General features: G+C 72.0%; 21 protein-coding genes. 11 read left to right on the top strand and 10 right to left on the bottom strand.

Translation table 11 applies throughout. From position 1 onward, the window contains the following. The first annotated feature begins 269 nt into the window (after positions 1-269). Genes ACQP1S_RS20345 through ACQP1S_RS20335 form a run of 3 tightly spaced genes read left to right on the top strand, consistent with a single transcriptional unit; the run spans position 270 to position 12011 of the window. Complete coding sequence (locus ACQP1S_RS20345; protein WP_432897839.1) at positions 270-10016, top strand: RHS repeat-associated core domain-containing protein; 9747 nt, start codon at positions 270-272, stop codon at positions 10014-10016. 57 nt (positions 10017-10073) lie between these two features. After that, positions 10074-10517: a hypothetical protein gene (locus tag ACQP1S_RS20340; protein ID WP_432897836.1), complete on the top strand. Its 444-nt coding sequence runs from the start codon at positions 10074-10076 to the stop codon at positions 10515-10517. Between the two features lie 3 nt (positions 10518-10520). Continuing rightward, positions 10521-12011: a DUF7405 family protein gene (locus ACQP1S_RS20335; RefSeq protein WP_432897833.1), complete on the top strand. Its 1491-nt coding sequence runs from the start codon at positions 10521-10523 to the stop codon at positions 12009-12011. A 121-nt stretch (positions 12012-12132) separates the two neighbouring features. On the opposite strand, the gene ACQP1S_RS20330 is transcribed toward ACQP1S_RS20335, so the two are convergent. Together ACQP1S_RS20330 and ACQP1S_RS20325 are read right to left on the bottom strand one after the other, a co-directional pair. After that, complete coding sequence (locus ACQP1S_RS20330; RefSeq protein ID WP_432897830.1) at positions 12133-13395, bottom strand: prolyl oligopeptidase family serine peptidase; 1263 nt, start codon at positions 13393-13395, stop codon at positions 12133-12135. Positions 13396-13489: 94 nt separating this feature from the next. Beyond that, positions 13490-14644 carry a sensor histidine kinase gene (locus ACQP1S_RS20325; protein ID WP_432897827.1) on the bottom strand — a complete coding sequence of 385 codons (1155 nt, stop codon included), beginning with the start codon at positions 14642-14644 and terminating at the stop codon, positions 13490-13492. Positions 14645-14726: 82 nt separating this feature from the next. On the opposite strand from ACQP1S_RS20325, the gene ACQP1S_RS20320 reads away from it, so the two are divergent. The 5 genes from ACQP1S_RS20320 (at position 14727) to ACQP1S_RS20300 (ending at position 17921) form a co-directional block, all read left to right on the top strand. Beyond that, positions 14727-15641 (top strand): histidine kinase dimerization/phosphoacceptor domain-containing protein, encoded by a 915-nt coding sequence (locus ACQP1S_RS20320; RefSeq protein WP_432897824.1) that lies wholly within the window; start codon positions 14727-14729, stop codon positions 15639-15641. 195 nt (positions 15642-15836) lie between these two features. Then, entirely contained in the window at positions 15837-15965 is a 129-nt protein-coding gene (locus ACQP1S_RS20315) for a hypothetical protein (RefSeq protein WP_432897821.1), read from the top strand. Positions 15966-16224: 259 nt separating this feature from the next. Beyond that, positions 16225-16839, top strand: a complete 615-nt coding sequence (locus ACQP1S_RS20310; RefSeq protein ID WP_432908158.1) for a response regulator — start codon at positions 16225-16227, stop codon at positions 16837-16839. Positions 16840-17323: 484 nt separating this feature from the next. Further along, complete coding sequence (locus tag ACQP1S_RS20305) at positions 17324-17620, top strand: hypothetical protein (RefSeq protein WP_432897818.1); 297 nt, start codon at positions 17324-17326, stop codon at positions 17618-17620. Between the two features lie 121 nt (positions 17621-17741). Continuing rightward, positions 17742-17921: a hypothetical protein gene (locus ACQP1S_RS20300; protein WP_432897815.1), complete on the top strand. Its 180-nt coding sequence runs from the start codon at positions 17742-17744 to the stop codon at positions 17919-17921. A 446-nt stretch (positions 17922-18367) separates the two neighbouring features. Here the strand turns inward: ACQP1S_RS20300 and ACQP1S_RS20295 are convergent, their stop codons facing one another. Further along, the gene (locus ACQP1S_RS20295) at positions 18368-18547 is read right to left on the bottom strand and encodes a hypothetical protein (protein ID WP_432897812.1); all 180 of its coding nucleotides are present in this window, start codon (positions 18545-18547) and stop codon (positions 18368-18370) included. A gap of 438 nt (positions 18548-18985) precedes the next feature. Between ACQP1S_RS20295 and ACQP1S_RS20290 the strand changes: the two genes are divergently transcribed. Beyond that, complete coding sequence (locus tag ACQP1S_RS20290) at positions 18986-19672, top strand: response regulator transcription factor (protein WP_432897809.1); 687 nt, start codon at positions 18986-18988, stop codon at positions 19670-19672. Positions 19673-19689: 17 nt separating this feature from the next. On the opposite strand, the gene ACQP1S_RS20285 is transcribed toward ACQP1S_RS20290, so the two are convergent. From ACQP1S_RS20285 to ACQP1S_RS20255, 7 genes are read right to left on the bottom strand one after another with little or no spacing between them, the layout of a single operon-like run. Continuing rightward, positions 19690-20181: a DUF6624 domain-containing protein gene (locus tag ACQP1S_RS20285; RefSeq protein ID WP_432897806.1), complete on the bottom strand. Its 492-nt coding sequence runs from the start codon at positions 20179-20181 to the stop codon at positions 19690-19692. Next, a complete protein-coding gene (locus tag ACQP1S_RS20280) occupies positions 20178-21020 on the bottom strand; it encodes a class I SAM-dependent methyltransferase (protein ID WP_432897803.1) in 843 nt (280 codons plus the stop codon). Before ACQP1S_RS20280 ends, ACQP1S_RS20285 begins: the two co-directional genes overlap by 4 nt. Before the next feature lie 4 nt (positions 21021-21024). Then, a complete protein-coding gene (locus tag ACQP1S_RS20275) occupies positions 21025-22113 on the bottom strand; it encodes an MDR/zinc-dependent alcohol dehydrogenase-like family protein (RefSeq protein ID WP_432908155.1) in 1089 nt (362 codons plus the stop codon). A 5-nt stretch (positions 22114-22118) separates the two neighbouring features. Beyond that, positions 22119-22571 carry an ester cyclase gene (locus ACQP1S_RS20270; RefSeq protein ID WP_432897800.1) on the bottom strand — a complete coding sequence of 151 codons (453 nt, stop codon included), beginning with the start codon at positions 22569-22571 and terminating at the stop codon, positions 22119-22121. Next, on the bottom strand, positions 22568-23137 hold the full coding sequence (locus ACQP1S_RS20265; RefSeq protein WP_432897797.1) for a flavoprotein: 570 nt from the start codon (positions 23135-23137) through the stop codon (positions 22568-22570). The genes ACQP1S_RS20270 and ACQP1S_RS20265 overlap by 4 nt, the downstream gene beginning before the upstream one ends. A 52-nt stretch (positions 23138-23189) precedes the next feature. Continuing rightward, entirely contained in the window at positions 23190-24038 is an 849-nt protein-coding gene (locus ACQP1S_RS20260; RefSeq protein WP_432908152.1) for a T3SS effector HopA1 family protein, read from the bottom strand. Positions 24039-24040: 2 nt separating this feature from the next. Next, the gene (locus ACQP1S_RS20255) at positions 24041-24892 is read right to left on the bottom strand and encodes a phosphotransferase (RefSeq protein ID WP_432897794.1); all 852 of its coding nucleotides are present in this window, start codon (positions 24890-24892) and stop codon (positions 24041-24043) included. Positions 24893-25325: 433 nt separating this feature from the next. Between ACQP1S_RS20255 and ACQP1S_RS20250 the strand changes: the two genes are divergently transcribed. Both ACQP1S_RS20250 and ACQP1S_RS20245 read left to right on the top strand, forming a co-directional pair. Then, positions 25326-25514: a hypothetical protein gene (locus ACQP1S_RS20250; RefSeq protein ID WP_432897791.1), complete on the top strand. Its 189-nt coding sequence runs from the start codon at positions 25326-25328 to the stop codon at positions 25512-25514. Positions 25515-25643: 129 nt separating this feature from the next. Further along, positions 25644-26432, top strand: coding sequence for a class I SAM-dependent methyltransferase (locus ACQP1S_RS20245; protein ID WP_432897788.1), 789 nt, complete (start codon positions 25644-25646; stop codon positions 26430-26432). Positions 26433-26571 lie beyond the last annotated feature (139 nt).

Raw genomic sequence — 26571 nt, 5'->3', positions numbered from 1 at the left:
CACGGGCTGAGGTCGCATAGGGCGTCAGTGCTGACTATCCCTACTGAATGGGCACATCGCTGACCTGCCCATATTTGGTCGGTGATCGGACTACACAATCAACTGTCCTATAGCTGACACCGCTGTCGGGGCCGGTCGCCGTTTCTGCCGGTAGGCGGTCTGGTCACCGTGAGTGAGCGGGTCGAGGGGTCCGCTGTTCACCAGGCCATCTATTCCGGTTGATGCATCTCGCCTATCTTGCCACCCAGAAGCGCGTCTGAGGAGGCAGCATGTCGGGACCGCTCGACCGCCGCACCATCCGATCGAGGGTCTGGGCAGGTGCCCGGCTGCGATCCACCGCGACGCTCGCCACCCTCGTCCTGCTGTTGGCCTTCGCCGTCCGGGCGGACCTGCCGGACATGGTCCCGGCCTCCGTCTCCTGCGACTCCGTCGGCTACGCCTACGACGCCGCCGGGCAGTTGGCCGGGGTGCAGGACCAGGCCGGTCGGACCGCCCGCTACCGGTACGACCCCACCGGCAACATCACCTCGGTCGCCAACGACGGCAGCCCCGCCCCCGCGCTGGCACTGCTGTCGGTGGTGCCGGCCCGTGCCGCCGTCGGTGCCGAGGTGACCCTGCAGGGCGGCTGCTTCTCCGACGTGGCGGCCGAGAACACCGTCGCGTTCCACGGCGTCCCCGCCACCGTCACCCGTGCCGACGGCCGGCGTCTGGTCGCCCGGGTTCCCGCCGGGGCGACCACCGGCCTGGTCACCGTCACCGTCGGCGGGACCACCGCGACCAGCCCACAGTCCTTCGTGGTCACCGGGCCGGACGAGTCCGCGCCCACCGTCACCGCCGTGACGCCTCCCGTCGTGACGCCCGGCGGCACCGTCACCGTCACCGGCACCGGGTTCGCCGCCCAGACCGCCGACAACGCCGTCACCCTCAACCGCACCCGGGCCTTCCCGTCGACGGTCGCCGCCGGCAGCCTGACCGTCGAGGTCCCCGCCGGCGTCGCCTCCGGCCGGATCGGCGTCCGCACCGCCCACGGCAGCGGGGAGAGCGCCGCCGACGTGTTCGTCGCGCCCGCCCCCTACACCGTGGCCGACGTGGCGCACACCGCCCGGGTCGCGCTCGGCGTCACCACGCCGGTCCCGATCGCGAGCGCGGGCGACATCGCCCTGGTCGTGTTCGACCTGGCGGAGGGGCAGCGGGCGAGCGTGCAGCTCGCCGACGGCACCTTCGGCTCCTGCGGCATCTCCACCGCCAAGCTCCTCGACCCGTTCGGGCGTACCGCGGCGTCGGCCGGATGCGTGGGGGCCACCGGCTTCATCGACACGGTGACGGCCCGCACGGCGGGCACGTACACGCTGCTGCTGGCGGCGTCGGGCACGGCCACCGGCTCGGTCTCCGCGACCGTGCGGGAGGTGCCGGCCGACGCCGCGGCGGGCACCACGGCGGGCGGGGAGGCGGTCACCGTCACCACCACCGTGCCGGGGCAGAACGGCGCGGTCACCTTCGCCGGCAGCACCGGCCAGCGGGTCTCGGTCAAGCTCAGCGGCGGCACCTACGGCACCTACAACGCCGCGGTGACGCTGCGCAGGCCGGGCGGCGGCACGGTCGTCTCCAACGGCTCCTGCGGTGCCTCCTGTTTCCTCGACACCACCGTGCTGCCGACCGAGGGCACGTACACCCTCGTCGTCGACCCGCAGTCCACCACCACCGGGACGATCACCGTCCAGGTGTACGACGTGCCGGCCGACGCCGCGGTGGCGACGACGCCCGGCGGCCCGCAGGTGACGGCGACCACGACGGTGCCCGGCCAGAACAGCGTCGTCTCCTTCCCCGGCACGGCCGGCCGGCGGGTCCTCGTCCAGATCACCGGCGGCACGTACGGGACGTACAACGCGTCGGCGGTGGTGCGGAAGCCGGACGGGTCGAACCTGACGGGCAGCGCGTACTGCGGGGGGTCGTGTTTCTTCGACACGGTGGTCCTGCCGGTCGACGGCACCTACACCGTCCTGGTCAACCCCGACACCAGCTACGTCGGCGCGGTCACCGTGCAGGTCCACGACGTCCCGGCGGACGCGACGGCGACCGCCACCTCCGGGGCCGGCGCGGTCACGGTGACCACCGCCGTCGGGCAGAACGCCGTGGTCTCGTTCGCCGGCACGGCGGGGCAGCGGGTGTCGGTCCAGTTCACCGGTGGGACGTACGGGACGTACAACGCGTCGGCGGTGGTGCGGAAGCCGGACGGGTCGAACCTGACCGGCAGCGCGTACTGCGGGGGGTCGTGTTTCTTCGACACGGTCGTCCTGCCGGTCGACGGCACGTACACCGTGCTGCTCAACCCCGACGGGGTCACCGTGGGCCAGGTCGCGGTGCAGGTCCACCTGGTGCCGGCGGACGCCACGGCGACCGCCAGCCCGGGCGGCGTCCCGGTCACCGTCACCACCACCGTGCCGGGGCAGAACGCCGTGGTCTCGTTCGCCGGCACGGCGGGGCAGCGGGTGTCGGTGCAGTTCACCGGTGGGACGTACGGGACGTACAACGCGTCGGCGGTGGTGCGGAAGCCGGACGGGTCGAACCTGACGGGCAGCGCGTACTGCGGGGGGTCGTGTTTCTTCGACACGGTCGTCCTGCCGGTTGACGGCACGTACACCGTCCTGCTCAACCCGGACACCACCTACGTCGGCCAGGCCACCGTCAAGGTCCACGAGGTGCCGGCCGACGCCTCGGCGACCACCAGCCCCGGTGGGGCGGCGGTGTCGGTGACCACCACCGTGCCGGGGCAGAACGCGGTCGTCTCCTTCCCCGGCACCGCCGGTCAGGTCGTCTCGGTGACCCTGAGCGGCGGCACCTTCGGCACCTACGACGCCGGCGTGACGCTGCGCGCCCCGGACGGCTCCACCGTGGTCAGCGAGAGCTACTGCGGCACCAGCTGCGCGTTCAACGCGGTCACCCTCCCGACCGGCGGCACGTACACGGTGCTGGTCAACCCGACCGGCACCACCCTCGGCGCGATCACCGCCCGGGTCTACGACCTGCCCAACGACGCGGTCGCCAACACCACCCCGGGCGGGGCGGCGGTATCGGTGACGACGACGGTGCCGGGGCAGAACGCGGTGGTGTCGTTCCCGGTGGCGGCGGGGCAGCGGGTGGCGGTGCAGCTTTCGGGTGGGACGTTCGGGTCGTCCGAGGCGGCGGTGACGTGGCGTCGTCCGGACGGGAGCACGGTCGGGTCGAACACGTCCTGCGGGGCGTCGTGTTTCCTGGACACCGCCACCCTGTCGGCCGCCGGCACGTACACCGTGCTGGTCGACCCGAAGGGCACTGTCGTCGGCGGCATCACGGTCAAGGTGTACGCCGTACCCGCCGACTCCGCCGCGACCACCACCCCGGGTGGGGCGGCGGTGTCGGTGACGACGACGGTGCCGGGGCAGAACGCGGTGGTGTCGTTCCCGGTGGCGGCGGGGCAGCGGGTGGCGGTGCAGCTTTCGGGTGGGACGTTCGGGTCGTCCGAGGCGGCGGTGACGTGGCGTCGTCCGGACGGGAGCACGGTCGTGTCGAACACGTCCTGTGGGACGTCGTGCTTCCTGGACACCGCGACCCTGTCGGCCGCCGGCACCTACACCCTGCTGGTCGACCCGAGGACGACCGCCGTCGGTGCGCTCACCGCCCGGGTGTACGCCGTGCCCGCCGACGCCACCGCGACCACCACCCCGGGTGGCACGGCGGTGTCGGTGACCACCACCGTGCCGGGGCAGAACGCCGTGGTGTCGTTCCCCGGCACGGCCGGGCAGGTCGTCACCGTCAGTCTCACCGCCGGCGCGTTCGGCGGCGGCAGCGTGACCGCGACGCTGCGGGCGCCGAACGGCAGCGCGGCCGGCTCCTCGTCCTGCGCGACGAGCTGCGCGTTCAGCTCGGTGCCGCTGCCCACGGCCGGCACCTGGACGGTGCTGGTCGACCCGGCTGCGGCGGCCGTCGGCAGCCTCACCGTGCAGGTGTTCGACGTGCCGGTCGACGCCACCCTCAGCACCACCCCCGGCGGCGCCCCGGTCACCGTCACCACCGTCAGCCCCGGGCAGAACGCCGTGGTGACGTTCCCCGGCACGGCCGGGCAGCGGATCGTGGTGCAGGGCACCGGTGGCACGTACGGGACGTACAACGCGACGGCGATCGTGCGCAAGCCGGACGGGTCGAACCTGACCAGCAGCGCGTACTGCGGGACGTCGTGCCTGTTCGACACGATGGTGCTGCCGGTCGCCGGCACGTACAGCATCCTGGTCGACCCGGCGTCCACCTACACCGGCGCGCTCACCGTCCAGGTGTCCGACGTGCCGGCCGACGTCACCGCCGGCACCGCCCCGGGCGGCGTCGGCGTCACCCTCACCACCACCGCCCCGGGGCAGAACGCGGTGTTGTCGTTCGCGGGTGCGGCGGGTCAGCGGATCGTGGTGCAGGGCACCGGTGGCACGTACGGGACGTACAACGCGACGGCGATCGTGCGCAAGCCGGACGGGTCGAACCTGACCGGCAGCGCGTACTGCGGGGCGAGCTGTTTCTTCGACGTGACCACGTTGCCGGTGGCCGGCACGTACAGCATCCTGCTGAACCCCGACGCGGCCTACACCGGCGCGGTGACCCTGCGGGTCTACGACGTGCCGGCGGACGCGGCGGTCGGTGCCACCGTCGGCGGCGCGGCCGTGCCGGTGACCACCACCGCCCCGGGGCAGAACGCGGTGTTGTCGTTCACGGGTGCGGCGGGTCAGCGGATCGTGGTGCAGGGCACCGGTGGCACGTACGGGACGTACAACGCCACGGCGATCATCCGCAAGCCGGACGGGTCGAACCTGACCAGCAGCGCGTACTGCGGGGCGACCTGTTTCTTCGACGTGACCACCCTGCCGGTGGCCGGCACGTACAGCATCCTGCTGAACCCGGACGGCATGTACACCGGCACGGTCTCGCTGCGGATCTACGACGTCCCGGCCGACGCGGCCGCCGGCACGACGCCGGGCGGCAGCGCGGTCACCCTGACCACCGCAGCCCCCGGCCAGAACGCGGTCCTGTCGTTCCCCGGCACCGCCGGGCAGCGCATCTCGGTGCAGGGCAGCGCCGGCAGCTACGGCACCTACAACGCCACGGCGATCATCCGCAAGCCGGACGGGTCGAACCTGACCAGCAGCGCGTACTGCGGGGCGACCTGCTTCTTCGACGTGACCACCCTGCCGGTGGCCGGCACGTACAGCATCCTGCTGAACCCCGACGGCATGTACACCGGCGCGGTCTCGGTGCAGGTGTACGACGTCCCGGCCGACGCCACCGCGGCCGTCACCCCGGGCGGTGCGGCAGCCACCCTGACCACCACCGTGCCCGGCCAGAACGCCACCCTCACCTTCCCCGGCAGCGCCGGCCAGGTGGTCACCGTGGCGATGACCGCCGGCACCTACACCCGCTACAACGCCACAGCGGTCATCCGCAAGCCGGACGGGACGAACCTCGGCAGCAGCGTGTACTGCGGCGACACCTGCACCCTCAGCGCGGTCACCCTGCCGGTGGCCGGCACGTACACCGTCCTGGTCGACCCGTCGGCGGGCACCGTCGGCGCCATCACCGGCGAGGTACGGCTGCCGGCGGGGGCCGCCACCGCGAAGAAGACGCCACCGGAGAAGACGCCGTCGAAGCAACCGGTCCGGCCGGTCGGGGAGGTCACCGAAACCTGGACCCCGGACCGGTTCAACCTCGCCGGTGAGGACTGGGCGAGCCACCGCACCGGCGCGTACGGCCACCTCCAGCCGGCACTGCGGGCCGACCGGGGCACCACCGCCCTCGCCGGGCAGGCCCTGCTGCTCAACGGTCAACCGCTCGCCGACGTCACCCTCACGGTGGGCCGGCGCAGCACCCGCACCGACGCCACCGGCCGGTTCCTGCTCACCGGGCTCACCGCCGGCCACCACGTCCTGGTCATCGACGGGGCGACGGCGAGCCGCCCCGGCCGGGCGTTCGGCCGCTTCGAGACCGGGGTGGACCTGCGGGCGGGGGAGACCGTCGAGCTGTCGTACCCGATCTGGATGACCCGGCTCGACACCGCGAACAGCGTCCGCTTCCCCTCACCCACCCGCAAGCAGACCGTCATCACCACCCCGGCCATCCCCGGCTTCGAGGTGCGGCTGCCCCAGGGCTCGGTGATCCGCGACCGGGCCGGCAAGCGGGTCACCGAACTGTCCATCACCGCCCTGCCGGTGGACCAGCCGCCGTTCCCGCTCCCGGCCGGGGTGCGCACCCCCGTCTACTTCACCGTGCAGCCCGGCGGGGCGGTCATCCTGCCCGAGGGCGCGCAGATCATCTACCCGAACACCCAGGGCCTCGCCCCGGGTAGCCGGCTCGACTTCTGGGACTACGACCCGGGGCGCCGGCCGTGCGTCAAGACGCCGGTGAAGTCGTACCCGAAGAAGCCCGCCACGGTGGCGAAGGCTCCGGCCGTCTGCGCGGTGACCGGCGCGCAGGCCGGCTGGTACATCTACGGCCACGGCACCGTCACCCCGGACGGCCGGCAGATCATGCCCGACCCGGACGTGCGGGTCTGGGAGTTCACCGGGGCGATGTTCAACGGCAGCGGCAAGCGCCCCGCCGGCACCGGCCCGGGTGAGGACGGCGACGCGGGCGGCGACCCGGTCGACCTGGCCAGCGGCCTCTTCGTCGACGAGCACACCGACCTGACCGTCAACGACGTGCTGCCGATCTCGATCACCCGCACCTACCGGCAGAACGACACCCAGAACCGCGAGTTCGGCATCGGCGCGAACTTCACCTACGGCATCTTCATCAACTCCAAGCAGGAGTACGTCGAGGCCGACCTGATCTTCCCGGACAGCGGCAAGGTGCACCTCGTGCGGACCAGCCCCGGCACCGGCTGGACCGACGCGGTGTTCAAGGCCGTCGACACCACCGGTCCGTTCCGCGACGCGGTGATGAGCTGGAACGGCGACGGCTGGGACCTGGTCCGCACCGACGGCATGGTCTACGTCTTCGGGGAGAACACCCCGTTGCAGTCCATCCGCGACCGGCACGGCAACCAGATCACCCTCACCCGCGCAAGCGGCGGGCAGTCCGGCGACATCACCCAGATCACCTCGCCGAACGGACGTTGGATCAAGCTCAGCTACACCGGCGGCCGGGTGACCCGGGCGCAGGACAACGCGGGCCGGGCCGTGCAGTACGGCTACGACTCCGCCGGCCGGATGACCACTGTCACCTCGCCGGGCGGCCGGACCACCACGTACACCTACGACACCGCGCACCGGATGACCACCGTCACCGACGCCCGGGGCGTCACCTACCTCACCAACAGCTACGACTCCGCCGGTCGGGTGGCCGCCCAGACCATGCCCGGCGGGGTCAGCTACGGGTTCGCCTACACCACGGACGCCACCGGTCAGGTGGTGAAGACGGCGGTCACCGAACCCGACGGCAGCGTCCGGGAGACCCACTTCGACGGCGACCACCGGGTGACCGCCGAGACCACCGCCGCCGGCACCGCCCACGCGCGTACCTCGACCACCACCCGGGACCCGGCGACCCACCTGCCGACCGCGCTGGTCGACCCGTACGGCCGGCGCACCACCCTCGGGTACGGCCCGAACGGGCAGCTCACCGGCCTCACCGCGCTCGCCGGCACCGCCGCCGCGCAGTCCGCCACGGTCACCTCCGGCGGGCCGTACCGGCAGCTCACCTCGGTCACCGACGACCAGGGCCGGACCACCCGGATGGAGTACGACGACGGGGGCAACCTGACCGCCGCGACCGACGCCGCCGGCCGGACCCGACGCTACGCCTACAACGCCGCCGGACAGGTCACCTCGTTCACCGACCCGCTCGGCAACGTCACCCGCTACACCTACGACCAGGGTGACCTGGTCGCGGTGACCGACCCGCTGGGCCGGACCACCCGCAGCTTCGTCGACGCCGTCGGCCGCCCGGTGGCGGTCACCGATGCCGACGGGGTGCTGGAGCGGGTCCGCTACGACCCGGACAACCAGGTCGTCACCAGCACCGACGGCCTCGGCCGGGCCACCACCTTCGGCTACGACGGCAACGGCAACCTGACCATGGTCACCGATGCCCGGGGCAACAGCACCAGCGTCGTCTACGACAGCTCCGACCGCCCCGTCACCGTCACCGACCCGCGCGGCAAGCAGGCCCACCAGACCTACGACGTGCTCGGTCGGGTGGTGTCGGCCACCGACCGGCGCGGCAAGACCACCGTCACCGAGTACGACGTCCTCGGCCGCACCACCTTCATCGGGTACGGCGCCACCGCCGGCCCGACCTACGAGAGCACCAAGCGGTTCGGCTACGACACCCTGGACCGGCTCACCACCGTCAACGACTCCACCGGTGGCCTGCTCACCCTCGGTTGGAACGACCTCGACCAGGTGGTCAGCGTCGCCGGCCCGACCGGCACCGTCGGCTACAGCTACGACGCGGCCGGCCGACGCTCCGCGATGACCGTGCCCGGTCAGCCGGCCATCTCCTACGGCTACGACCAGACCGGGCTGATCGCGCAGATCACCCAGGGCGGCACCACCGCCACCTGGCACCGCGACGCCGCCGGCCGCACCACCCGGGTCGAGCAGGCCGGCGTCACCGCCCGGTACGCCTACGACGCCGCCTCCCAGCTCACCCGGCTGTCCTACGAGACCACCGGCGGGGTGCCGATCGGCGATCTGCGCTACGGCTACGACGGCACGGGTCGGGTGGCGGACCTGACCGGCAGCCTCGCCCAGGTCACCGTCCCCGCCACCGGGCCGGCGGCCAGTTACGACGCGGCGAACCGGCTGACCAGCCGAGGTGCGCAGACGTTCGGCTACGACGACGAGGGCAACCTCACCGGCGACGGCGTACGCGGCTACACCTGGAACGCCCGGGGTGAGCTGACCGGGGTGACCGGGCCGGGCCTGGCCACCGCGTACGGCTACGACGCCGCCGGGCGGCTGGCCAGCCGTACCTCCGGTGCGGCCACCACCACCTTCGGCTACGACGGCCCGAACCTGGTCCGGGAGCAGACCGGCACGGCGGTCGCCGACCGGCTCACCGCCGGGCTGGACCAGACGCTGGTCCGCACCGACGCCGCCGGTGCCCGGGTGCCGGTCACCGACCCGCTCGGCAGCGTGCTCGGCCTGGCCGACTCCGCCGGCACGCTGACCACCCGGTACACCTACGACCCGTTCGGCGCGGTCACCACCAGCGGCGCGACCAGCAGCAACACCCAGGGGTTCACCGGCCGGGAACGCGACGCCGACACCGGGCTGAGCTACCACCGGGCCCGCTGGTACAGCCCGGACACGGGCCGGTTCCTCAGTCAGGACCCGGCCGGGTTCGGCGGCGGCAGCACCAACCTCTACACGTACGCCCTCAACGACCCGGTCAACCTCTCCGACCCCAACGGCGACTGCCCGATCTGCGTGCCGATCCTGATCGGGGCGCTGATCGGCGGCGCCTCCTCGGTCGGCATCGGCGCGGGCCTGGCCGCGCTGACGGGACGCAAGTACAGCGCGGGCGACGCCCTGAAGGACTTCGCCATCGGTGGTGCGCTGGGGGCGCTCACCGGCGGCCTCGGTGCGTACCTGAAGGCCGGCAGTTCGGTCTGGAAGCTCAACCAGTTCGAACGCGGCCTGGCCATCGAGGCCAAGCTCGGCGGCAACCTGCCGCGTAGTTTCCCGACCATCGACCGGTTCGCCAACGGCACCGCCACCAGTATCAAGAGCGTCGATCTGACCGCGAAGAGCTACCAGAGCGCCGGCCAGCTCACCAGCCGGTTGCAGGGCTACGTCGACAAGGCGGCCGGCTTCGCCAAGAGCAACCCGGTCACCTGGGACGGCGTCACCATCAGACCCGGGCAGGTCGCCGTCCGGGAGCTGGAGATCGCCGTCCAACGCGGCGCGGCCACCAGCGCCCAGCGCAACGCGCTCAACCAGATCGTCCAGTACGGTGCCCAGAGGGGGGTGACCGTGCGGATCATCCCGATCAGATAGACCACCGGGGGCGCCCACGGGTAGCCCGGGGGCGCCCACCTTCCACAGAGGACACCGATGACCAGACTCGCCGCACTCGACCTACGCAGAGGTCGGTACGTCGCGCACTCCTCCTCGCTGACCGGCGACGGCATGTGGATCGCCAACGGCGCATTCGTGCTTCTCGACGAGCCGGCCGACGACCGGGAACTCGGCGCGGCGGTGTCCCGCATGCTCGACGCCTCGCGTACCGGGGTGCCCACCCCGGACCTGCGGGGCGGGCCGTCGGCGTTCGCGCCGGTCCTCGACGCCCTCGGCCTACGCACCTACGCCACCTACGCCAAGGGCACCCGGCACGTCGACGTCGAGCGGGACGCCGACGTGGTACTGGTGAGCCCCACCCGCAACGGCGGGGCCCGGGAGGGTTTCGTCGGGCTCACCGAACACGCGGTACGGCTGACCGCTCCCGGCGACGGGGAGTTGGGCGAGGCGTTGCGCGCCGCGCTCGACCGGTCGAGCTGAGGCATGGGCGACGAGCCCCGGCTCAGCCGCCGGACCATGCTGGCCGGCGGCGCGCTGGCCATGGCCGCATCGGCCCTCGCCGGCTGCTCGGCCGACGCGCGTGTCCCGGCCCGACCGGCCGCCCCCGACCCGGCGGCAGGGCTGCCCGACATCCAGTTCGACGTGGCCCGGTTCAGCGCGCCCGAGCAGTCCTCGCCCACCGGCGGCCCGTTCGTCATGCCGCCGGTGCACACCGTCTACCTGACCGCCGCGCTGTCGCGTACCCCCGGCGGCGACGACCAGCGGGAGCTGACCCGGGTGCTCGCCGCCCTGGAGTCGCGCTACCCGTTCGGCGCGGCGGACCTGATGACGTTCGTCTCCTACGGCCTGCCGTACTTCCGGCGGCTGCCCGGCGGGCTCACCGGTGACCTGGTCGGCGCGCACCTGCCCCGGCTGCTCGCCGACCCGACCCGGACGGTGCTGGAGGAGGCGGTGCCGGCACCGACCGACGTCCACCCGGACAACCCGGGGGTGACCAAGAGACGGTTCACCGTGCCGGTCCGGATCGAGGACAACGACCTGCTGCTCACCTTCCGCAGCGACCGGGCGGCGGTCATCCAGGACGTGCTGGCCTGGTTCGACGGCAACGGCACGCTGGCCGGCCGGCCGACAGCCCCGCCCGCCTTCGCCGGGCTGCTCACGGTCACCTCCAGCCGGCACATGTTCACCCAGGTCGGCCTGCCCCGCTCGGTGGCCGAACAGAACCAGCTGCCGTACGCCCGGTTCATCCAGCCCGATTCGCCGATGTGGATGGGCTTCTCCGACCAGCAGGTCAACGCCTCCGGGCCGCCGGAGATCTGCACCTTCGCCGGCCACCCCTCGGCCCGGCTGAGCACCGCCCGGCCCGGCGACTACCTGGACAACGGCGGCATCCAGCACCTGTCGCACGTCATCCTCGACATGCTCCAGTTCTATGACATGGCCGCGCCGGGCACCCCGCCCAGCGAGAACGGCAACTTCACCAAGCGGGTGCAGTACATGTTCCACGCCCCGCCGGTGCACCCCGGCAACCCCGACCAGCTCACCGACGGCGGCGGGCCGTCGTTCCTGCCCGCCGAGAACCGCGGCCCGGAATACGCCGAGCGCACCGCCCGGGGGGTCGGCCTGCCCCCGGGCGAGCGGCGGATGGGTCACCTGTCCACCCTGCAACGCAGCTCCCGGGCTTCGGACGGCACCCCCATGCACCTGCGGGTGGACGGTCCGGGCTTCGACCCGATGGACGTGCCGGACGGCAGCAGCCAACCGAAGCTGCACTTCAGCGTCTTCGTGCCGACCGCGGACTTCTTCACCCGGATGCGGCGCAGCCAGGCCTCGGTGGACCTGGTGCGCAAGCACCGGGTGGCCGAGCAGGACAACGGCCTGGAACGCTTCCTGACCTGCACCCGCCGGCAGAACTTCCTGGTCCCGCCGCGTCGGCACCGGGCCTTTCCCCTCGTCGAGCTGGCCGGGGGGTAGCGCTCTTCGGGCCCGGTGACGTTGGTGGCATCGAGATCACGGATCGGCGGCAGGTGGTGCCGTCGTGACGGCACCTCAACGGGGTGGTGACCGCCACGCGGGGGCCAGCGGCGGCGGCGGATCAGCGGCGGCGGGCCATCCACTGCCAGATGTGGGTGCCGTCGAGGCTCGGGTCGTTGCGGGCCACGTAGATCCAGGAAAAGTGACCGGGGAACTGGTAGCCGTTCCAGACGACGTGGTCGTACAGGGTGACCAGTGATCCCGGGATGAGGTGGTGGGCGTGGACCGTGTTGGTCTCGGGAGGCACGGTGTCGTCGTCGCGCGAGGTGACCAGCCAGGTCGGGGTGTGGATCTTCGTCAGCTCCGCGTCGGTGATCAGCGGCGGCCCTTCTCCGCCCAGTGGCTCGACGACGCCGCAGACCGGCACCGACGCGGCGAACAGGTCGGGGTAGGCGACGGTCATCTTCAGGGACATGTAGCCGCCGTTGCTGCAACCGGCCACGTAGATCCGGTCGGGGTCGACGCGCTTGCGGCGTACGAGGTCCTCGATGATCTCGCGGATCAGCGGGGCGAACCGGGGGCCGTCCTCCATCCAGTAGGAGGTGCTCTGCGGGGCGACGACGTACGCGTCGGAGAAGATCCGTTGCGCCTGCGGGGTGGCGAAGCCCAACGCCCCACGGTTGGCGCGCAGGGTGGTCTCGTTGTCGTAGTAGTCGTCGGGCAGTGAGGCACCCTCGCCGGCCCCGTGCAGCCAGAGGATCAGCGGCAGCCGACCGGGGCGGGGTGAACGCTTCGGGGAGTACAACCGGTATTTCATGCCCGAGCCCGAGACGTGGTGGCTGAAGGCGTCCACCTCGGGGTTCGACAGCCGTCCCTGCACGAAGCTGGTGATGGTGAGCGGTGGGCCGTGACGCCGGACGAGCGGGGTGTTCTGCGTGATGGTGTAGACGAGGTCCAGCCGGACGTTGCGGCCCTTGCTCAGGATGTAGCCGAGGGTGCCACCGCCGAGTTGACCCTCGGCGTGGCTCAGCTCCAGCACGATGTTCCCGTGCCGGTCGAGCCGGGCTGCGGTCACCGCACGGTCCAGGTCGTACTCGCTGAAGATCAGATCGCCGGGAGCGATCGGGATCGGGCTGGTGGCCTTGGCGTGCACGGTGAACGTGCCGGGGTGGAGCCCGGCGGGATCGATCGGCCCGAGCCGGCCGGTGTCGAGGGTGACCGAGGTGACCTGCTCGCCGCCGTCGAGCGTTGTCGCGTCGAGGGTGAAGCTCACGCTGGTGGGGCGGTGGCCGCTGGCCTCGGCGGCAGGGCCGGGCAGCGCCAGGCCGACAGCGGCGCCGACGCCACCGGCCAGGACGGTGCGGCGAGTGACCGACGTGGACATGCGACCCCCGACAACTACGTAGACATCTGTCGATAGAGGGTCAACGTAGCGCCGGGGAGATCCGCTGGCAACCGGTGTGCGGTGGCCCCACCACTCACTCCCCCCGCAACGGCACGTCCGCGAGCACCTGCCAGCCCGCACCGGGCACCCGGCCCGCCTCGAACCGGCCGCCGAGCAGCTGCACCCGTTCCCGCATGCCGACCAGGCCGTAACCGCCGCCCCCGGACCTTCGCGGTCGGTCGGTGTGTCGTCCGTCGTCGCGTACCTGCACGCGGACGGCCCCGTCGCCGACCCGTACCGTCGCGGTGATCTCGCGGGCGTCCACGGCGTAACGCCGCGCGTTCGTCACTGACTCCTGGACCAGCCGCAGCACCGTGGTCGCGACCGCCGCCGGTACGGGCTCGGCGAGTTCCACCGCCAACCGGACCGGAGTGGCGTCCCCCGGGGTGACCGTCGCCGCGCGCAGGTCGGCGAGCAGGTCCGTGGTCGGCGACGCCGGTTCCCCGCCGACCTCCTGCAACATGGCGACCATCCGCTGCATCGCCGACAGGGCGTCCGCGCCGGCACGTTCGATCACCGGCAGCACCCGCGCCGGAGCGCCGGGATCAGGTACGGCCACCGCCTGCGCCGCCTGGGCCTGCACCACCATGCCGCCGATGTGGTGTGCCACCACGTCGTGCAGTTCCCGCGCCAGGGCCACCCGCTCACGCAACTGCGCCGCCACCATCACCGCCCGCAGCTCGCGCGCGTTCCGGGCATCGCGCACCCGCAGGTACCATCCGGCGAGAATGGCCACCGCCGGCAGGATCACGGACCAACCCAGGTCCTGCGGAGCACTGGGGTGCTCCGGCCGGATCCCCCCGACCACCGGGCAGCTGAGCAGGAGCAGCCCCACCAGGCCGGTGGCGGTGGACCGGGACGACCGGCGGACCAGCGCGACGATGACGGCCAGGACCGCGACGACCTCGGCAGCGCCCAGCCCGCCCGCGGCGGAGGGCACCGTGACGTCGGCGAGCCGCAGCACCACCGACCACACCAGCAGGACCGCCGCGACACCCACGCCCGCGACAACCGGCCACCGGGACGCCAGCAGCGCGAGGGCACACACCGCGAGGAAACCCGGCAGCTCCCACCGTTGGTCCTCATGTCCCACCTCGCTCGCCGCCGCCCCGTCCAGAAGCAGCGCAAGCAGGAGCAGCCCGGCCAGGGGCCAGTCCCAGGTGAGCAGACCTCGCCGGTCGAGTTTCACGCCGCCACCACAGCAGTTCCTCGCGTCGGTCCGATTCCGGCAGAGCCGCTGGTGACAATAGTGCAGCAGCCGTTCCGCTGCGATGACGAGGAACCGTACTGTCTCCGGTGTCCTCCCGGCGAGTGTGGAGGCACTGCCCGGGATGGTGACGACGGTGGTATCGGCGCTGGTGCGGCGGCAGTGGCCGTGGGTTGTTCTGCTGGTGGTCCTTGCCCTGCTCGACGTGCTGATCACCGGAGAGTGCGGCACCGCGGGCCGGGGATGGATGGTGCCGGGCACCGCCCTGATGGTGGCCATGGCGCTGCTGGCACGGGAACGGCCGGTTCCCGGGGCGCTGGGAGCCGCGGCAACGCTCGTCGTCTCGACCGGGGTACTGCGGGCGGTCGGTGCCGAGATGCTGCCGGGTCTGGCAGTGACCGAGTTCGCCGCGGTGGCGGTCGTCATCGTGGCGGTGGTCCGGCAGGTTCCCGGGGTCGCCGCCGCCGGCCTCGCCGGGTTGGTCCTGGCCACCAGTGCGGCGGCGGAGCAGCTACGGCCGCTACCGGCGGGGTCGGAGCCGGAGCCGTGGTGGAGTGTGTCGCTGTCGGGCATGGCGCTGGTGGTGCTGCCGGCGGCGTACGGGTGGTATCTGCGGGGTCGTGACCGGCAGCGGGCCCGGGCGAGGCGGGCCGGCGTGATCGCGGTGCAGCAACGGGAGCGGCTCGGCCTGGCGCGGGAACTCCGCGAGGTGGTGACGGACCAGGTCAGGGGGATGGTGGAGCAGGCACAGGCCGCGCAGGAGCGGTCCGCGTCGGATCCCGACGCGGCAGTCAGGGCCCTGCCGGTGATCGAACGCTCCGGTATCGAGGCGCTGTCCTCGATGCGGCACCTCGTCGCCGCGCTGCGTGAGGGCGAACCGGGCGACGGTAGGGCAGCGGCACCGCTGACCCGTACCACCGACCTGTCGGCCGACCTGCGGGCGATGACGTCGGCCGGCAGTCCGCCGCGGTACGGGTGACCATCGATCTGGCTGAACCGGTGACCGACGAGGTCGCGACCTCGGTGCTGCGCCTGGTGCAGGAGTCGGTGTCCGACGCCCGTCGGCATGCCGCCGGAGCACGGCAGATCGAGGCAGCGGTACGGACCGGGCAGGGGTACGTCCGGGTGGAGGTCCGCGACGACGGGAGGGTGAACCGGACGATCGGCAGACGTCGTGGTGGCTTCGGACTCGTCGGGATGCGGGAGCGGGTCCGCCCTGCTCGGCGGCCGGTTCACCGCCGGCCGCACGGACGGCGGCTGGCAGGTGACCGCCGACCTGCCGCTGCACCGGGCCGAACCGTAGTGCTGTCGCCGACCGACCCCCGGCAGGCGGAGAGGGCTGGTTCTGGCTGCTCGACTGTCCATTGTCGCAGCAACGGATCAACGGCGTGCCGGGCGCAGGTGGCTCCGGGACAGCGCCGCGTACACCCGTATCATCCGTGCTCGATGAGCGGGGATCTCCGACGAATACCGACCGAGGGCTGCCAGTGTCCACCGGAAAGCGGTCACGAGGACAGGGACGGTGGCCGGTGCGGGTCTTGATCGCCGATGACCAGGAGCTGATGCGGGTCGGGTTCCGCATGATCCTGGAAGCCCAGCCCGACATCACCGTGGTGGCTGACGTCGCCGACGGGCGAGCGGCAGTCGAGGCGGCACGTCGGCTGCGCCCGGACGTGTGCCTCCTGGACATCCGGATGCCGGGCCTGGACGGATTACAGGTCACCCGGCTGCTCGCGGGCCCCGACGTGGCCGATCCGATCGCCGTCGTCGTCATCACCATGTTCGACGACGACGAGTACGTGGACGTCGCCCTGCAGTGCGGGGCGAGCGGGTTCCTGCTCAAGGACTGCGGACCGGCCCTGCTGGTCGAGGCGGTCCGCGCGGCCGTCCGCGGCGACGTCCTGGTGGCGCCTCAGGTCACCGTCCGGCTGCTGCGTCATTTCCGGCACCGGCCGCAGGTCCGCGCGACCGCACCGGTGGAGGCGCTGACGGACCGGGAGAGCGACGTCGTGCGGGCGGTGGCCCGGGGACTGACCAACCAGGAGATCGCGGGCGAGCTGTTCGTGGCGGTGTCCACCGTCAAGACCCACCTGGCCGCCGCGCAGGCGAAGCTCGGGGTACGCAACCGGGTCGAGGTCGCCTCCTGGGCGTGGCGGACCGGCCTGGTCGTCGCCTGACAGCACCCCTGTCCGGGGCGAAAGGCGCCCGCTCTGCCGTGGAGCACCCTGGACTCGTCCTGCCGGGGACAGGCCCCCGGTCGCCGTGGTGAAGTCGTCTCCACCTTGGGGGGCGGGGCGGCTGATCTCCGCTCAGCGCCGAGCCGACGCCGGCTCGTGGACGGAAGAGGTCGCAGCTCCGTCATACCTCTGCCGAAGGAAAAGCGCATGCGTCACACCCGTTCGTCCGTCATCGGGGCTGTCCTCGCCACCGCCGGCCTGCTCACCGCCTGCGCCAGCGGCGAGGGCACGTCCGCCGCTCCGTCCGGCCCGTCCGTAGCCGAGACGTCCACGCCGGCCGGGTCGCCATCCGTTTCGGCGGCCCCCGCCGAGCCGTCGACCGCGCCCGCCTCTGCCGTGCCGAGCGGGCAGCACCGCTGCTGTCCCGGCCAAGCCGACGAACAGGTCGAAGGACTTCACCGGGACCGACCGGACGGACTCCACGATGATGGCCATCCACCCGGCTGCGGTGGCGGCGAAGAACCGGATGGTCATCAAGCCACCGTTCTGGAACGAGGAGGTCGGTGGCGGGTACTGCGTCGCGGACACCGCCGGTGCCGTGTTGAAGCTGGAGAACTGCCAGGACGGGAAGGCGTCGCAGGTCTGGCGGGTCGCCCTGGCAGGTGACTCCGGCCTGTTCGAACTGCACGGCGCCTCCGGCGTCATCGGGGTCAGGAACGGCCGCATCACGGCCTCCGGGGACGGCGACACCGGACTGCAGGTCCTGCCGTACGCCCCGTGACAGTGCTCGACCGGTCGGTCTCCTCGTCGACGCCAACCACCCGGACAGCCGCGCCCCACCATCGCGTGTCCGCACCGCACCGCCCGCATGCTGCGGAACGCCTAGCAGAGAGAAGCAGAACATGGGATTTGCGGCATACCTCGCGCTGTTCGCTGTGGCCGCGTCCGTAGTCGTCTTCATCGTGACCCGCAAGCGCCGGAATCTCGCTGCCGCGGTGGGACTGTCGGCGCTCACCTTCCTGGGCATCGCCGTCGCCTCGATCCTGTGGGTGCAGTTGGCCGTCAGCGGCATGGACGGCTGACCCTCGCTCCGCTGCTCCGGGCAGGCACGAGCAGCAGGGGATGCCCGACCGCTCCGCGTGCCTGACCAGCCTCATCGACGCCGCGACGAATCAGGTCGGGCGACCAGACCCGATGATCGTCGACCGTTGGCTCGCGTCCGCAGGGCAAGCCTGAGGACGATGCACGGTGCGCCCGTGTGCGGGGAGTCCAGGACTCCCCGCACACGGGCGCGGTGCGTTTCCGTTGGTCCATCCCGTTGTCCGACAGCGACGACGACTCGTTGCGACGGCCCGGGGTTCGAGTCCAGGAAGCCGGCGGACGGCACCCGGCGAAGCAGGAACGGCTCGTCGTCGTGATCCTCGCAGCGCCGCGGTGGAAGGGCCCTCGAGCGCCGGTGGGACCGATCAAGGACCCTTCCTTCCTGTCAGGCAGCCGGACTCACCCGTGCGCTACCCGCCTGGCCGCTTCAGCAGTGAACGAGCGCAGAAATCGTGATGGTGGGCGCGCCGGTGACCGGCAACGGGCGTCCGGGTCGGGCTGCCGCGTCGACATCCATGTCGATGATCCCGTCGCCGAGATCGGCATCGCCGAGTAGCAGCTCCAGCAGGTCGTCGTCGGCTTCCGTCAGTGCGGACTCGTTGGCCATGGCAACTCCTTCGTGTGATGAGTGTGGTGCGTACCGGCCAGTGGGCAGGTAGACAATCGACGATAGGAAGATCCCCGGACCGGCGGCAATGCCGAGGAATCGGGAGTGCCCCGAATCGCTTTCTGCGGGCACTTTGGGGAAGATCTGCCGGTGTGGTCGCGCCGGAGGAGCTGTGTGGCGGCTATGTTCTGGGCACGGTCGACCCGGCTGCGCGGAAACTGTTCCCGACAACACGACACTGTTCCTGAAAGCAAAGCAGAACCACGTCGGACCATGCCCGGTCAGGACGGCTGCGCCAAGGTCGAGTGGGATCGCCGACCACGCCTCACGTCTCCACCGATCGGGGGAGACGGGGTGGGTGATCTCCCGCCCGGAGCCGACCCGGCCCCGGCTCGCAGGTGGAGTTCGAGGCCGCCCCTGACCGGCAGGCTCTGGTGCATGACCGAGACATCGCTGCGCCAGCCGAGCGGAACCGGGCGACACGACCGTCGTGGGCAGGTGAGGCCGCCCGTGCGAGTCGCAGTTCATGCGGATGATCCGATCACCCTGGCGGGGCTGACCACCCTCCTCAGTGGGGACCCGGATCTGGAGACCGTGCACGCCGACCGCAGCCTCGACGCCGACGTGCTCGTCGTGGCGCCCCGGCAGGTGGACGTCGATGTCCTGGCACGGCTGCAGCGGTCGACCCCCGGCGATGCGGTTCCCCTGGTGCTGATCGCCAGTGAGGTCGCCGATGCCCAGTTCGTGGCAGTCGCCCGCGCGTGCCGGCTGGCCGCACTGCTGCCCCCGTCGGCGGTGACGGGCGAATACCTGGTGCGGGCCGTCACCGCGGTGGCCGATGGTGGCGGAATTCTGCCGAGCGACCTCAGCGGGGCGTTGCTGAGGCGTTTCCGGCAGTTGAGCGAGGAGGTGCGGCGTGGCCGATCGGAGACGGGCCGGCTGACCGCCCGCGAAGTGCGGGTGTTGCGGTTGGCGGCGGACGGTCTCGACACGAGGAGCATCGCCACCGAGTTGGCCTACTCGGAACGGACGGTCAAGAACACGGTTCAGGGCGTGACGCGCCGGCTGGGCCTCCGGAACCGTACGCATGCGGTGGTCTTCGCGATCCGATCCGGCCTCATCTGAGGGTGACCGGGGCACCCTCAGCCAGGTGGCACCGTGTCGGCGGCGGGCAGGCCCATGGCCGCCCGGCGTTCCGCCAGGCCCCAGGGCTCCTGGGACGGGCACAACTCCAGCCCGGACCTGCCCGCGCGGTACTGGGTGCCGTACCGTTGCAGGTCACCCCTCTTGCGCAGCACCCGGTCCGCGAGGTACGCCACGTGTGGACGCGGCGCCTCCCCCCGGTCGACGGCCTCGATGAGAAGCTCCAGACACTGGCGTTGGAAGACGACGTCGTGGTCCGCGTGTTGGGCGAGCATCCAGGCTGCCTCCGCACCCGTAGTGCCTACCAGGCCCGTACCGGGCCAGCCGTGCCGGCAGAGCACCTCCCTCAGCCACCGTGCGTTGTCCCGGTCAGCCGCGAGCATCCGGCCCGCCCCGTCGTCCGTCGTGATCCACGCCCGTCGAGCCTCCTGATCGTCGTGCAGACGACGCACCAGCTCGGCCGCCAGGGACGGGTCCGTCGCTCCGGTCACCGCGCACCGTCGTCGACGGCAGCCGTCGGATCGACCTCGGCGGCGACCCAGCGGGTGCCCGCGATCCCGGGCGTCAGGGCCATTGCCTTGTCGATGTCCGTCGTGACGTCGAAGCCGGCGGCTCTCAGCTCCGTCCGCACGTCCGCCGGCGAGAACAGATGGTAGGAGAGCCCTCCGACGTACCGTTCGGCGTCGCCGCTGGTGGCGACCAGTTCGCAGAGCATGCTCACGAACGTGCGGCCCGCCGCTGGATGTCGGGACCACTCGACCAGGTAGAAGCCCTTCCTGCTCCGGTACCTGACGGGGAGCGTGAGGCTGCCGGACGTGGCCGGTTCGGTGCGGGTCGCCGGTGCGTAGTCGAGAAATAGCCGGCCCTGCGGCCGAAGGTGCATCCGGGCCCTGCGCAGCAGACGTGCGCGCGTCGCCGGGTCGAAGAGGGTGAACGTGAGACCGCCGAGGGCCACCGCGTCGAACCGGGTCCGCAGGTCGATGGTCGTGGCGTCGTCGGTCACGAGGCGCACCCGAGTCCGGTCGACGGTCCCGTCCCGGGCAATCCGGGCCCTGGCCTGCTCGATCATGGACGGGGAGTTGTCCACGCCGACGACATCGCATCCCGCTGTCGCGGCGGCGGTCAGCAGACGCCCGCCGCCGCAGCAGAGGTCGAGGAGGGAACCCTTCGTCCGGGCGAGTTCGTCGACCAGCCACCGGGTGTCCTCGGGGACATCTCGGACCGTGGCGGCATAGCAGTCCCCGAGCACGCCGGAGAAGGGGCTCTGCCGGGTCGTCCGCGGCAGGGCGAGGTCAGCGACCGTCTTGGCGGTACCGAAAAGATCGTCCATCGCGTCACGCTCCTGAGTCGCTGTAGGTGAAGACGGCGTCGCCGAAGCGCGGGAACTCGCCGAACTGATGCTCGACGAACGTCGCGAGATCGCCGTCGGTGTACACGTCGTCCACGGCGGGACGCCAGCCGGATTCGTCGGCCCACCGCAGCGCCTCGACGAGATCGGCCCGGGTGCCCAGGTGCACTCCGGTGAGGCTGGCTCCCCTGATGACCAGACGGTGGAGCACGTCGGCGTAGTCGTCTGCGCCGCCGCCGGCTGGCGGCGTGCAGGTCAGGTAGCTTCCGCCGAGGCCGAGCAGGGCGACCGCCGACCGGATGCCCTGCGTCGTGCCGCTGACGTCGATGACTGTCGCGAAGCCACCGACCTCCCTGGCCAGCCGGTGGGCCTGGGCGAACGAGGTGCCGTCGGGGTCGACGAGATCGGCGATCCCGAGCTGGTCGACCCGACGGAGGTGCCGCCGGGGCACACCGTGCAGGGCCGGTCGCAGGCCACGGTTGACCAGGGCGGCCACCGTCGCCAACGACGTCCCGGACGCCCCGCCGCAGACCAGCACCCGGCTGCCCCGGGAAGGGTCGGCCCGTCGGACCAGCGCGAACCCCGTCGACGCCGACGCCGACAGGGCCGCCGCGGCCTTGTCGCCGATGGCCGAGCCGACGCAGATCAGGCTCGCGGCCGGCAGCCGGGCGTACTCCCGGGACGCGGTGCAGGTGACCAGACCCCTCGTTCCCGGCGCACCGGTGTCCGCCGGCCAGTCCGGGCACGGGATGACCCGCTGCCCCGGCTGGAACCGCGTCACGTTGGTGCCGGTGGCGACGACCTCGGCCACGAAGTCGACACCCAGCCCTCGATGCGGCCCGAGAACGTCGTCGTGCCGCCGGGTGAGCAGGTCCCGCCACCGGCCGAGGGCGAAGGCCTTCAGCCGGAGCAGGACGTGGTCCCGGTTGTAGTCGGCGGTCGGGTCGAAGGCGGTCCGTGGGACGTGCGCCATCCCGAACCGGGTCGGTACGCCGTCGACCGGCACGACGGCGTGCTCGGACCACCCCGCTGGTGCGGGAAGGTCCGTGTGCTGGTCCGCGACGACGACCCGCATCAGGGTCACCGGACCCACCGTCCCGTCGTGCCGAGTTGCCGCAGGTAGTCCATCGTGTCGGAGATGACGGTGTCCGCCACGATCAGCCCCTTCTCGTCGAACGTCGAGAAGGTGACGGCCCGCAGCCGGACGACCCGCAGCTCAGGTATCTCGTCGGCCATCGACCGCAGTGGTTCGGACAGCAGCTCCGGTCGGACCACTGCGGTGGCCTGCCACCGCCACGCCACCGTCTCGGCCCCCGCCACCGTGGTCAGTACCTCCGTCGGCCCGCTGCCGAACGTCTCGTGCCAGACGGTGACGGCGGCGGCGAGCCAGTCGATTCCCCGACCGACGACGCGTCCCGCCGCATCGTGCTGCCGGTACCCGGGATGGACGAAGTCGGCGCAGCGGTCGACCCGACCCGCGCACCACACGACCGCGACGAACTGGTGGAGGAGGTCCACCCGGTCGGGACTCATCCTTGACCGCTGCCGTCCGGCGGCGCCTGCGGCGACCGGTGAACCCGCTGGATCTCGGCGACGACGTGCTCGACCGACACGCACGCGCCGTCGCTCGGCCGCAGGTCGGACAGGCTGGTGCCCACCACAGGGTCGATGACCGTGTGTCCGTCGCGCCGCAGCAGGCTCCGGGCGCGGCGGTATGGCCCGCCCTGCACCGCGGCGGGCGCCAACGACGGGGCGAACACCACGGGTGCCGCCGTCGACAGGACGGTCGCCGCGGGCACGTCGGAGGCGAGCCCGAACGCGCACCGGGCCAGGAACTCCAGGGTCGCGGGCCAGACGACGACGACGTCCGGCCACCCGGCCCACCGCATGTGGGCCACCGTGCCGTCCGCCGGCCAGTCCTCGGGTATCACCGGATGGCCGCTGGCGGCGGACACGACAGCCGGGGACACCATCGTCCTGGCCTGCCGGGTCAGCACCGCTCTGACCTCCGTCTCGCCGGCTTGCCGGAGGGCGAGGAGCAGCGCCGGCAGGTAGGCGACCGTCGGTGCGCCGGTGCCCACGATCAGGACCCTGCGCACCGGGCCGTGGGACGAGGCGTCCGTCGTCGCCGCGCCCCGGCCCGTCGCGCCGCTACGCATCCGACCGGGTCGGCAGGCCGGCGACCGTGCGGTCGAACAGTCCCTGGAGTTCGACGAAGAGGTGGTCGACCTGACCGTCGTCGCCCGCCAGGTAGGCCTCCGCCAGTCGGTTCGACCAGGTCCACCCCAGGCTCTCGGCGAAGGGCAGGGGCCCGTCGGACAGCCCCAGGGACACCCCCCGGCCCAGCGGTACGGCGAAGCCCGGCACGTCCGGCCGTAGCCGGTCGGCATTCACCACCCGGCGTACCGCGTCGATGATGTCCGGGACGGCCGTCTCGTCGCCGTAGACGACGACACAGTCACTACGGCGGGCCAGGTCCGTCGAGCAGGCGACCTTGGCCGCGCTACGGATGTTGTTCCTGGCCAACTCCTGCACCGTGTCGAGCCAGGCGTCGAAGGCATGCTCCGGCTGGGCGCTGACGTAGACGCGGTAGCCCTCGCGGGGCAGTGGATCGGCCGAGCTCCACTGCAACCAGCGACGATCCGGGAACGGCGCGAGCGACGGGGCGTACAGCACCGGGCCCTCATCGGTGTCGCCGACCGTCGCCCCGACCGGGGGCACCACCTCGATGCCTCGTCTGTCGAGGAGAGCGCTGCGGTCCGGGTTCCACCCCGTCCACCCGCGGCGGGGCGCCACAAAGGGCATGAGCCGGTCGTACGCCCGCCGAAGGTACGTGCCCAGGAGCGCCATGTCGGCGAAGAGCTGCACGTCGGGAGCGGTTCCGCAGTGCACGGCGCGGTAGAGGTCCCAGCCGAACTCGTCCGGGGCGGCCGGGCGACCCGCCCGCGCGCAGAAGGTGTCGAATCGACCCCGCAGGTCGGCGGAGAACGGCGCGTCCATGCTCACCTGCCGTGCCTCTGGTCGAGGGTGCCCCAGCGCTCGGGGTGCCGCACGAGACTGGATCCGAGCTGTACGAGCATCGCCGTCACCCGGTCGTACGCGTACTCGGCGGACCTGGCGAACGCTCGTGCGATCAGCATGCTGCCCACCCGCCTGCCCAACACCGGGGCGTCGAGAGCCCTGCCGCCCGCGCTGCCGTAGCCGCGCAGTGCCGCGGTGACGAGACCGCGAAACGTCACCAGCGTGGAGCCGACTTCCTGCCGGACAGCGTGCGGGGCGGAGAGTGCCTCGGCGAGGTCGGACACCAGCACCGACGCCAGGAGCGCGGCGACGTCGACCTCCGGTCGGGCCCGGCCGGAACACTCCCAGTCGATCAAGACGGGACCGTCCGACACGACGAGGAAGTTGTCGGACCGGGCGTCGCCGTGGCACCACACGTCAGCGTCGAGCACCGTCGCGTCGGCACGCCGGCCGGCGGCCCGCAGGTCGGTGTCGCGGTGCAGTTCGCCGACGATCTGCCGTTGGGCGTCGGTCATGCCCACGTAGAACGGGTAGGCGACCGGATCCCAGGGCGGCCTCTCGGGGATTGCCCGGCGCGCCACCGGGCTGGGCGCCGCGTGCAGGTAGGCGAGCAGCGCCGCCGCGTCGCCCACCAACTCCGGCGCGTTCCGGCCCGTCGGGTCCCACACCCCGTTGAGTCGGGGGCCGGCGACATGTTCGAGCACCGGGCGGCTGTCGCCGACCCGGGCGACGGGAGGTGACACGGGGCGGCCTTTCGGGCCCGGCATCCCCGCCGCGCGCAGCGCGATGGTCGCCTCGTCGGACCGGTGTTGCTCCAGGACTCTGTTGACCATCGTGCGCGCCCTTCCCAGCGAATCACTTTACGTGTGGGTATTGGTCGTGCCGGGTGCTCGAATTCGGCCACGAGCCGTTCGTGCCGGCGCGGATTCATGAGCGACACGATTGTGCTGTCCCACCAGGAACGGCTTTCTCAGCACGTCCGGTCGGTCGCTCGACGCAACATATCCGCCACCGGTCCGGGGGGACCCACACGGAGGGTTTTGTTTCCCCTAAGTGCGCCCTGAACACGATTCGGGGCAATCACGTTCCTGCGGCGTTGCCCCCGGTTCGGGGATCTCCCTACCTTTCGGGTATCTGCCTGCTGGCCCACCGGTGGCGCTCATCGCACGGCAGGGGGGTCCGCCCGGTGCGTTCCCGCCCCGGACCGGCGGGTCGTACGTGGCGAACCGGGGGTCGCAACGCGCTCATCACACTGAAGGAGTTGCCATGCCCAACGAATCCACCCTGACGGTCGATGCTGCGGCGGAGGATGACCTGCTGGAACTGCTGCTCGGCGACACCGGTCTCGGCGACGGGATCATCGACCTGCCCGTCGATGCGACGGCCCGACCGGGGCGCATGATCCCCGCGCTCCCCAGCGCCACCCCCCTGTTGAGTGTGGCCATGCACTGCTGACGGCGGCCCGGCAGGTAGCGGACGTGTAGGGCCGGACCGAGTCCGGCCGCCAACAGGTGGGGTCCCTAGCGGGTTGCCACCGATCAGGGACCCCACCCACGGGGTGGTGGTGAGCGAAGTGGAGTTCCGATGCAGTACAAGTTCGACGAGGCGGGTTTCTACAGTGCCGGCGCAGCCGACCGGTTCGGTCAGCTCTTCTCCGGCACGGACATGGGCAGGGCGGAAGCCGTCGAGACAGCCCGCTTCATCGAGGGTTACGCCAACGGTGGCAGCATCCTGGAGCTCGGCGTCGGCGACGGGCGGGTGGCGGTCGAACTGGCGGCTCTCGGCCTGTCCGTCCACGGGGTAGACGGTTCGGACGCCATGCTGAGCGCGCTGAAGGAACGCGATCCCGACGGCCGGATAGAGGTCACGCAGGGCGACTTCGCGGAAAGCCTCCCGGACGGCACGTTCGACGTGGTCTTCATCAGCTACGGAACGCTGTTCCTCGTGGGCACCCAGGAGCGGCAGCTCCGCACCATGGAGCTGGCGGCGTCGCGACTCAAACCGTCAGGCGTCACCATCATCGAAACCTACAATCCCTACCTTCACCTCCATCCGCGCGACGAGAACATCAGGGCGCTCGTCCTGAAGGACCGGGTCATGCTCGAAGTCGAGGTGGTCGACCGGAACGACCAGCGCGTCGTGAACGTCGTCGTCCCCCTCGACGGCGGCACCGAAGCCGACATCGCGACCCATCGGTGGATCTGGCTCTCGGAGTTGGACCTGATGGCCCGGCATGCCGGCCTCGAGCTACGGGCCCGGTTCGGCGGCTGGAACCGGGAACCGGTGGGACACGCGATGAAGGGACGCCGGTCGGAGCGGTACGTGTCGGTGCACGGAGTCGCAGTTCAGGGGTCACCACCGGACAGCCACTGACACCCGGGGCGGCTCACCACGACCGCCGCTGGCCGGCTCAGGGGGAGGTGAGCCGGCCAGGAGACCGACGAGGCGGGGGTGGGCGTCTGCGGGCTCGCCGATGGCGGTGATTTCCTGCTCGGGGGCACCGAGGCGGCGG

The sequence above is a fragment of the Micromonospora matsumotoense genome (genome assembly GCF_050951065.1).
GTDB lineage: Bacteria > Actinomycetota > Actinomycetes > Mycobacteriales > Micromonosporaceae > Micromonospora > Micromonospora matsumotoensis.
Note: the sequence above shows the minus strand (reverse complement) of the source record. Positions and strands in the feature narration are given on the sequence as shown.

Coding starts and splice junctions, on each gene's coding strand:
- ACQP1S_RS20345 (WP_432897839.1), top strand. CDS start 270: ATGTCGGGACCGCTCGACCGCCGCACCATCCGATCGAGGGTCTGGGCA.
- ACQP1S_RS20340 (WP_432897836.1), top strand. CDS start 10,074: ATGACCAGACTCGCCGCACTCGACCTACGCAGAGGTCGGTACGTCGCG.
- ACQP1S_RS20335 (WP_432897833.1), top strand. CDS start 10,521: ATGGGCGACGAGCCCCGGCTCAGCCGCCGGACCATGCTGGCCGGCGGC.
- ACQP1S_RS20330 (WP_432897830.1), bottom strand. CDS start 13,395: ATGTCCACGTCGGTCACTCGCCGCACCGTCCTGGCCGGTGGCGTCGGC.
- ACQP1S_RS20320 (WP_432897824.1), top strand. CDS start 14,727: ATGACGAGGAACCGTACTGTCTCCGGTGTCCTCCCGGCGAGTGTGGAG.
- ACQP1S_RS20310 (WP_432908158.1), top strand. CDS start 16,225: ATGCGGGTCGGGTTCCGCATGATCCTGGAAGCCCAGCCCGACATCACC.
- ACQP1S_RS20305 (WP_432897818.1), top strand. CDS start 17,324: ATGATGGCCATCCACCCGGCTGCGGTGGCGGCGAAGAACCGGATGGTC.
- ACQP1S_RS20300 (WP_432897815.1), top strand. CDS start 17,742: ATGGGATTTGCGGCATACCTCGCGCTGTTCGCTGTGGCCGCGTCCGTA.
- ACQP1S_RS20295 (WP_432897812.1), bottom strand. CDS start 18,547: ATGGCCAACGAGTCCGCACTGACGGAAGCCGACGACGACCTGCTGGAG.
- ACQP1S_RS20290 (WP_432897809.1), top strand. CDS start 18,986: ATGACCGAGACATCGCTGCGCCAGCCGAGCGGAACCGGGCGACACGAC.
- ACQP1S_RS20280 (WP_432897803.1), bottom strand. CDS start 21,020: ATGGACGATCTTTTCGGTACCGCCAAGACGGTCGCTGACCTCGCCCTG.
- ACQP1S_RS20275 (WP_432908155.1), bottom strand. CDS start 22,113: ATGCGGGTCGTCGTCGCGGACCAGCACACGGACCTTCCCGCACCAGCG.
- ACQP1S_RS20270 (WP_432897800.1), bottom strand. CDS start 22,571: ATGAGTCCCGACCGGGTGGACCTCCTCCACCAGTTCGTCGCGGTCGTG.
- ACQP1S_RS20260 (WP_432908152.1), bottom strand. CDS start 24,038: ATGGACGCGCCGTTCTCCGCCGACCTGCGGGGTCGATTCGACACCTTC.
- ACQP1S_RS20255 (WP_432897794.1), bottom strand. CDS start 24,892: ATGGTCAACAGAGTCCTGGAGCAACACCGGTCCGACGAGGCGACCATC.
- ACQP1S_RS20250 (WP_432897791.1), top strand. CDS start 25,326: ATGCCCAACGAATCCACCCTGACGGTCGATGCTGCGGCGGAGGATGAC.
- ACQP1S_RS20245 (WP_432897788.1), top strand. CDS start 25,644: ATGCAGTACAAGTTCGACGAGGCGGGTTTCTACAGTGCCGGCGCAGCC.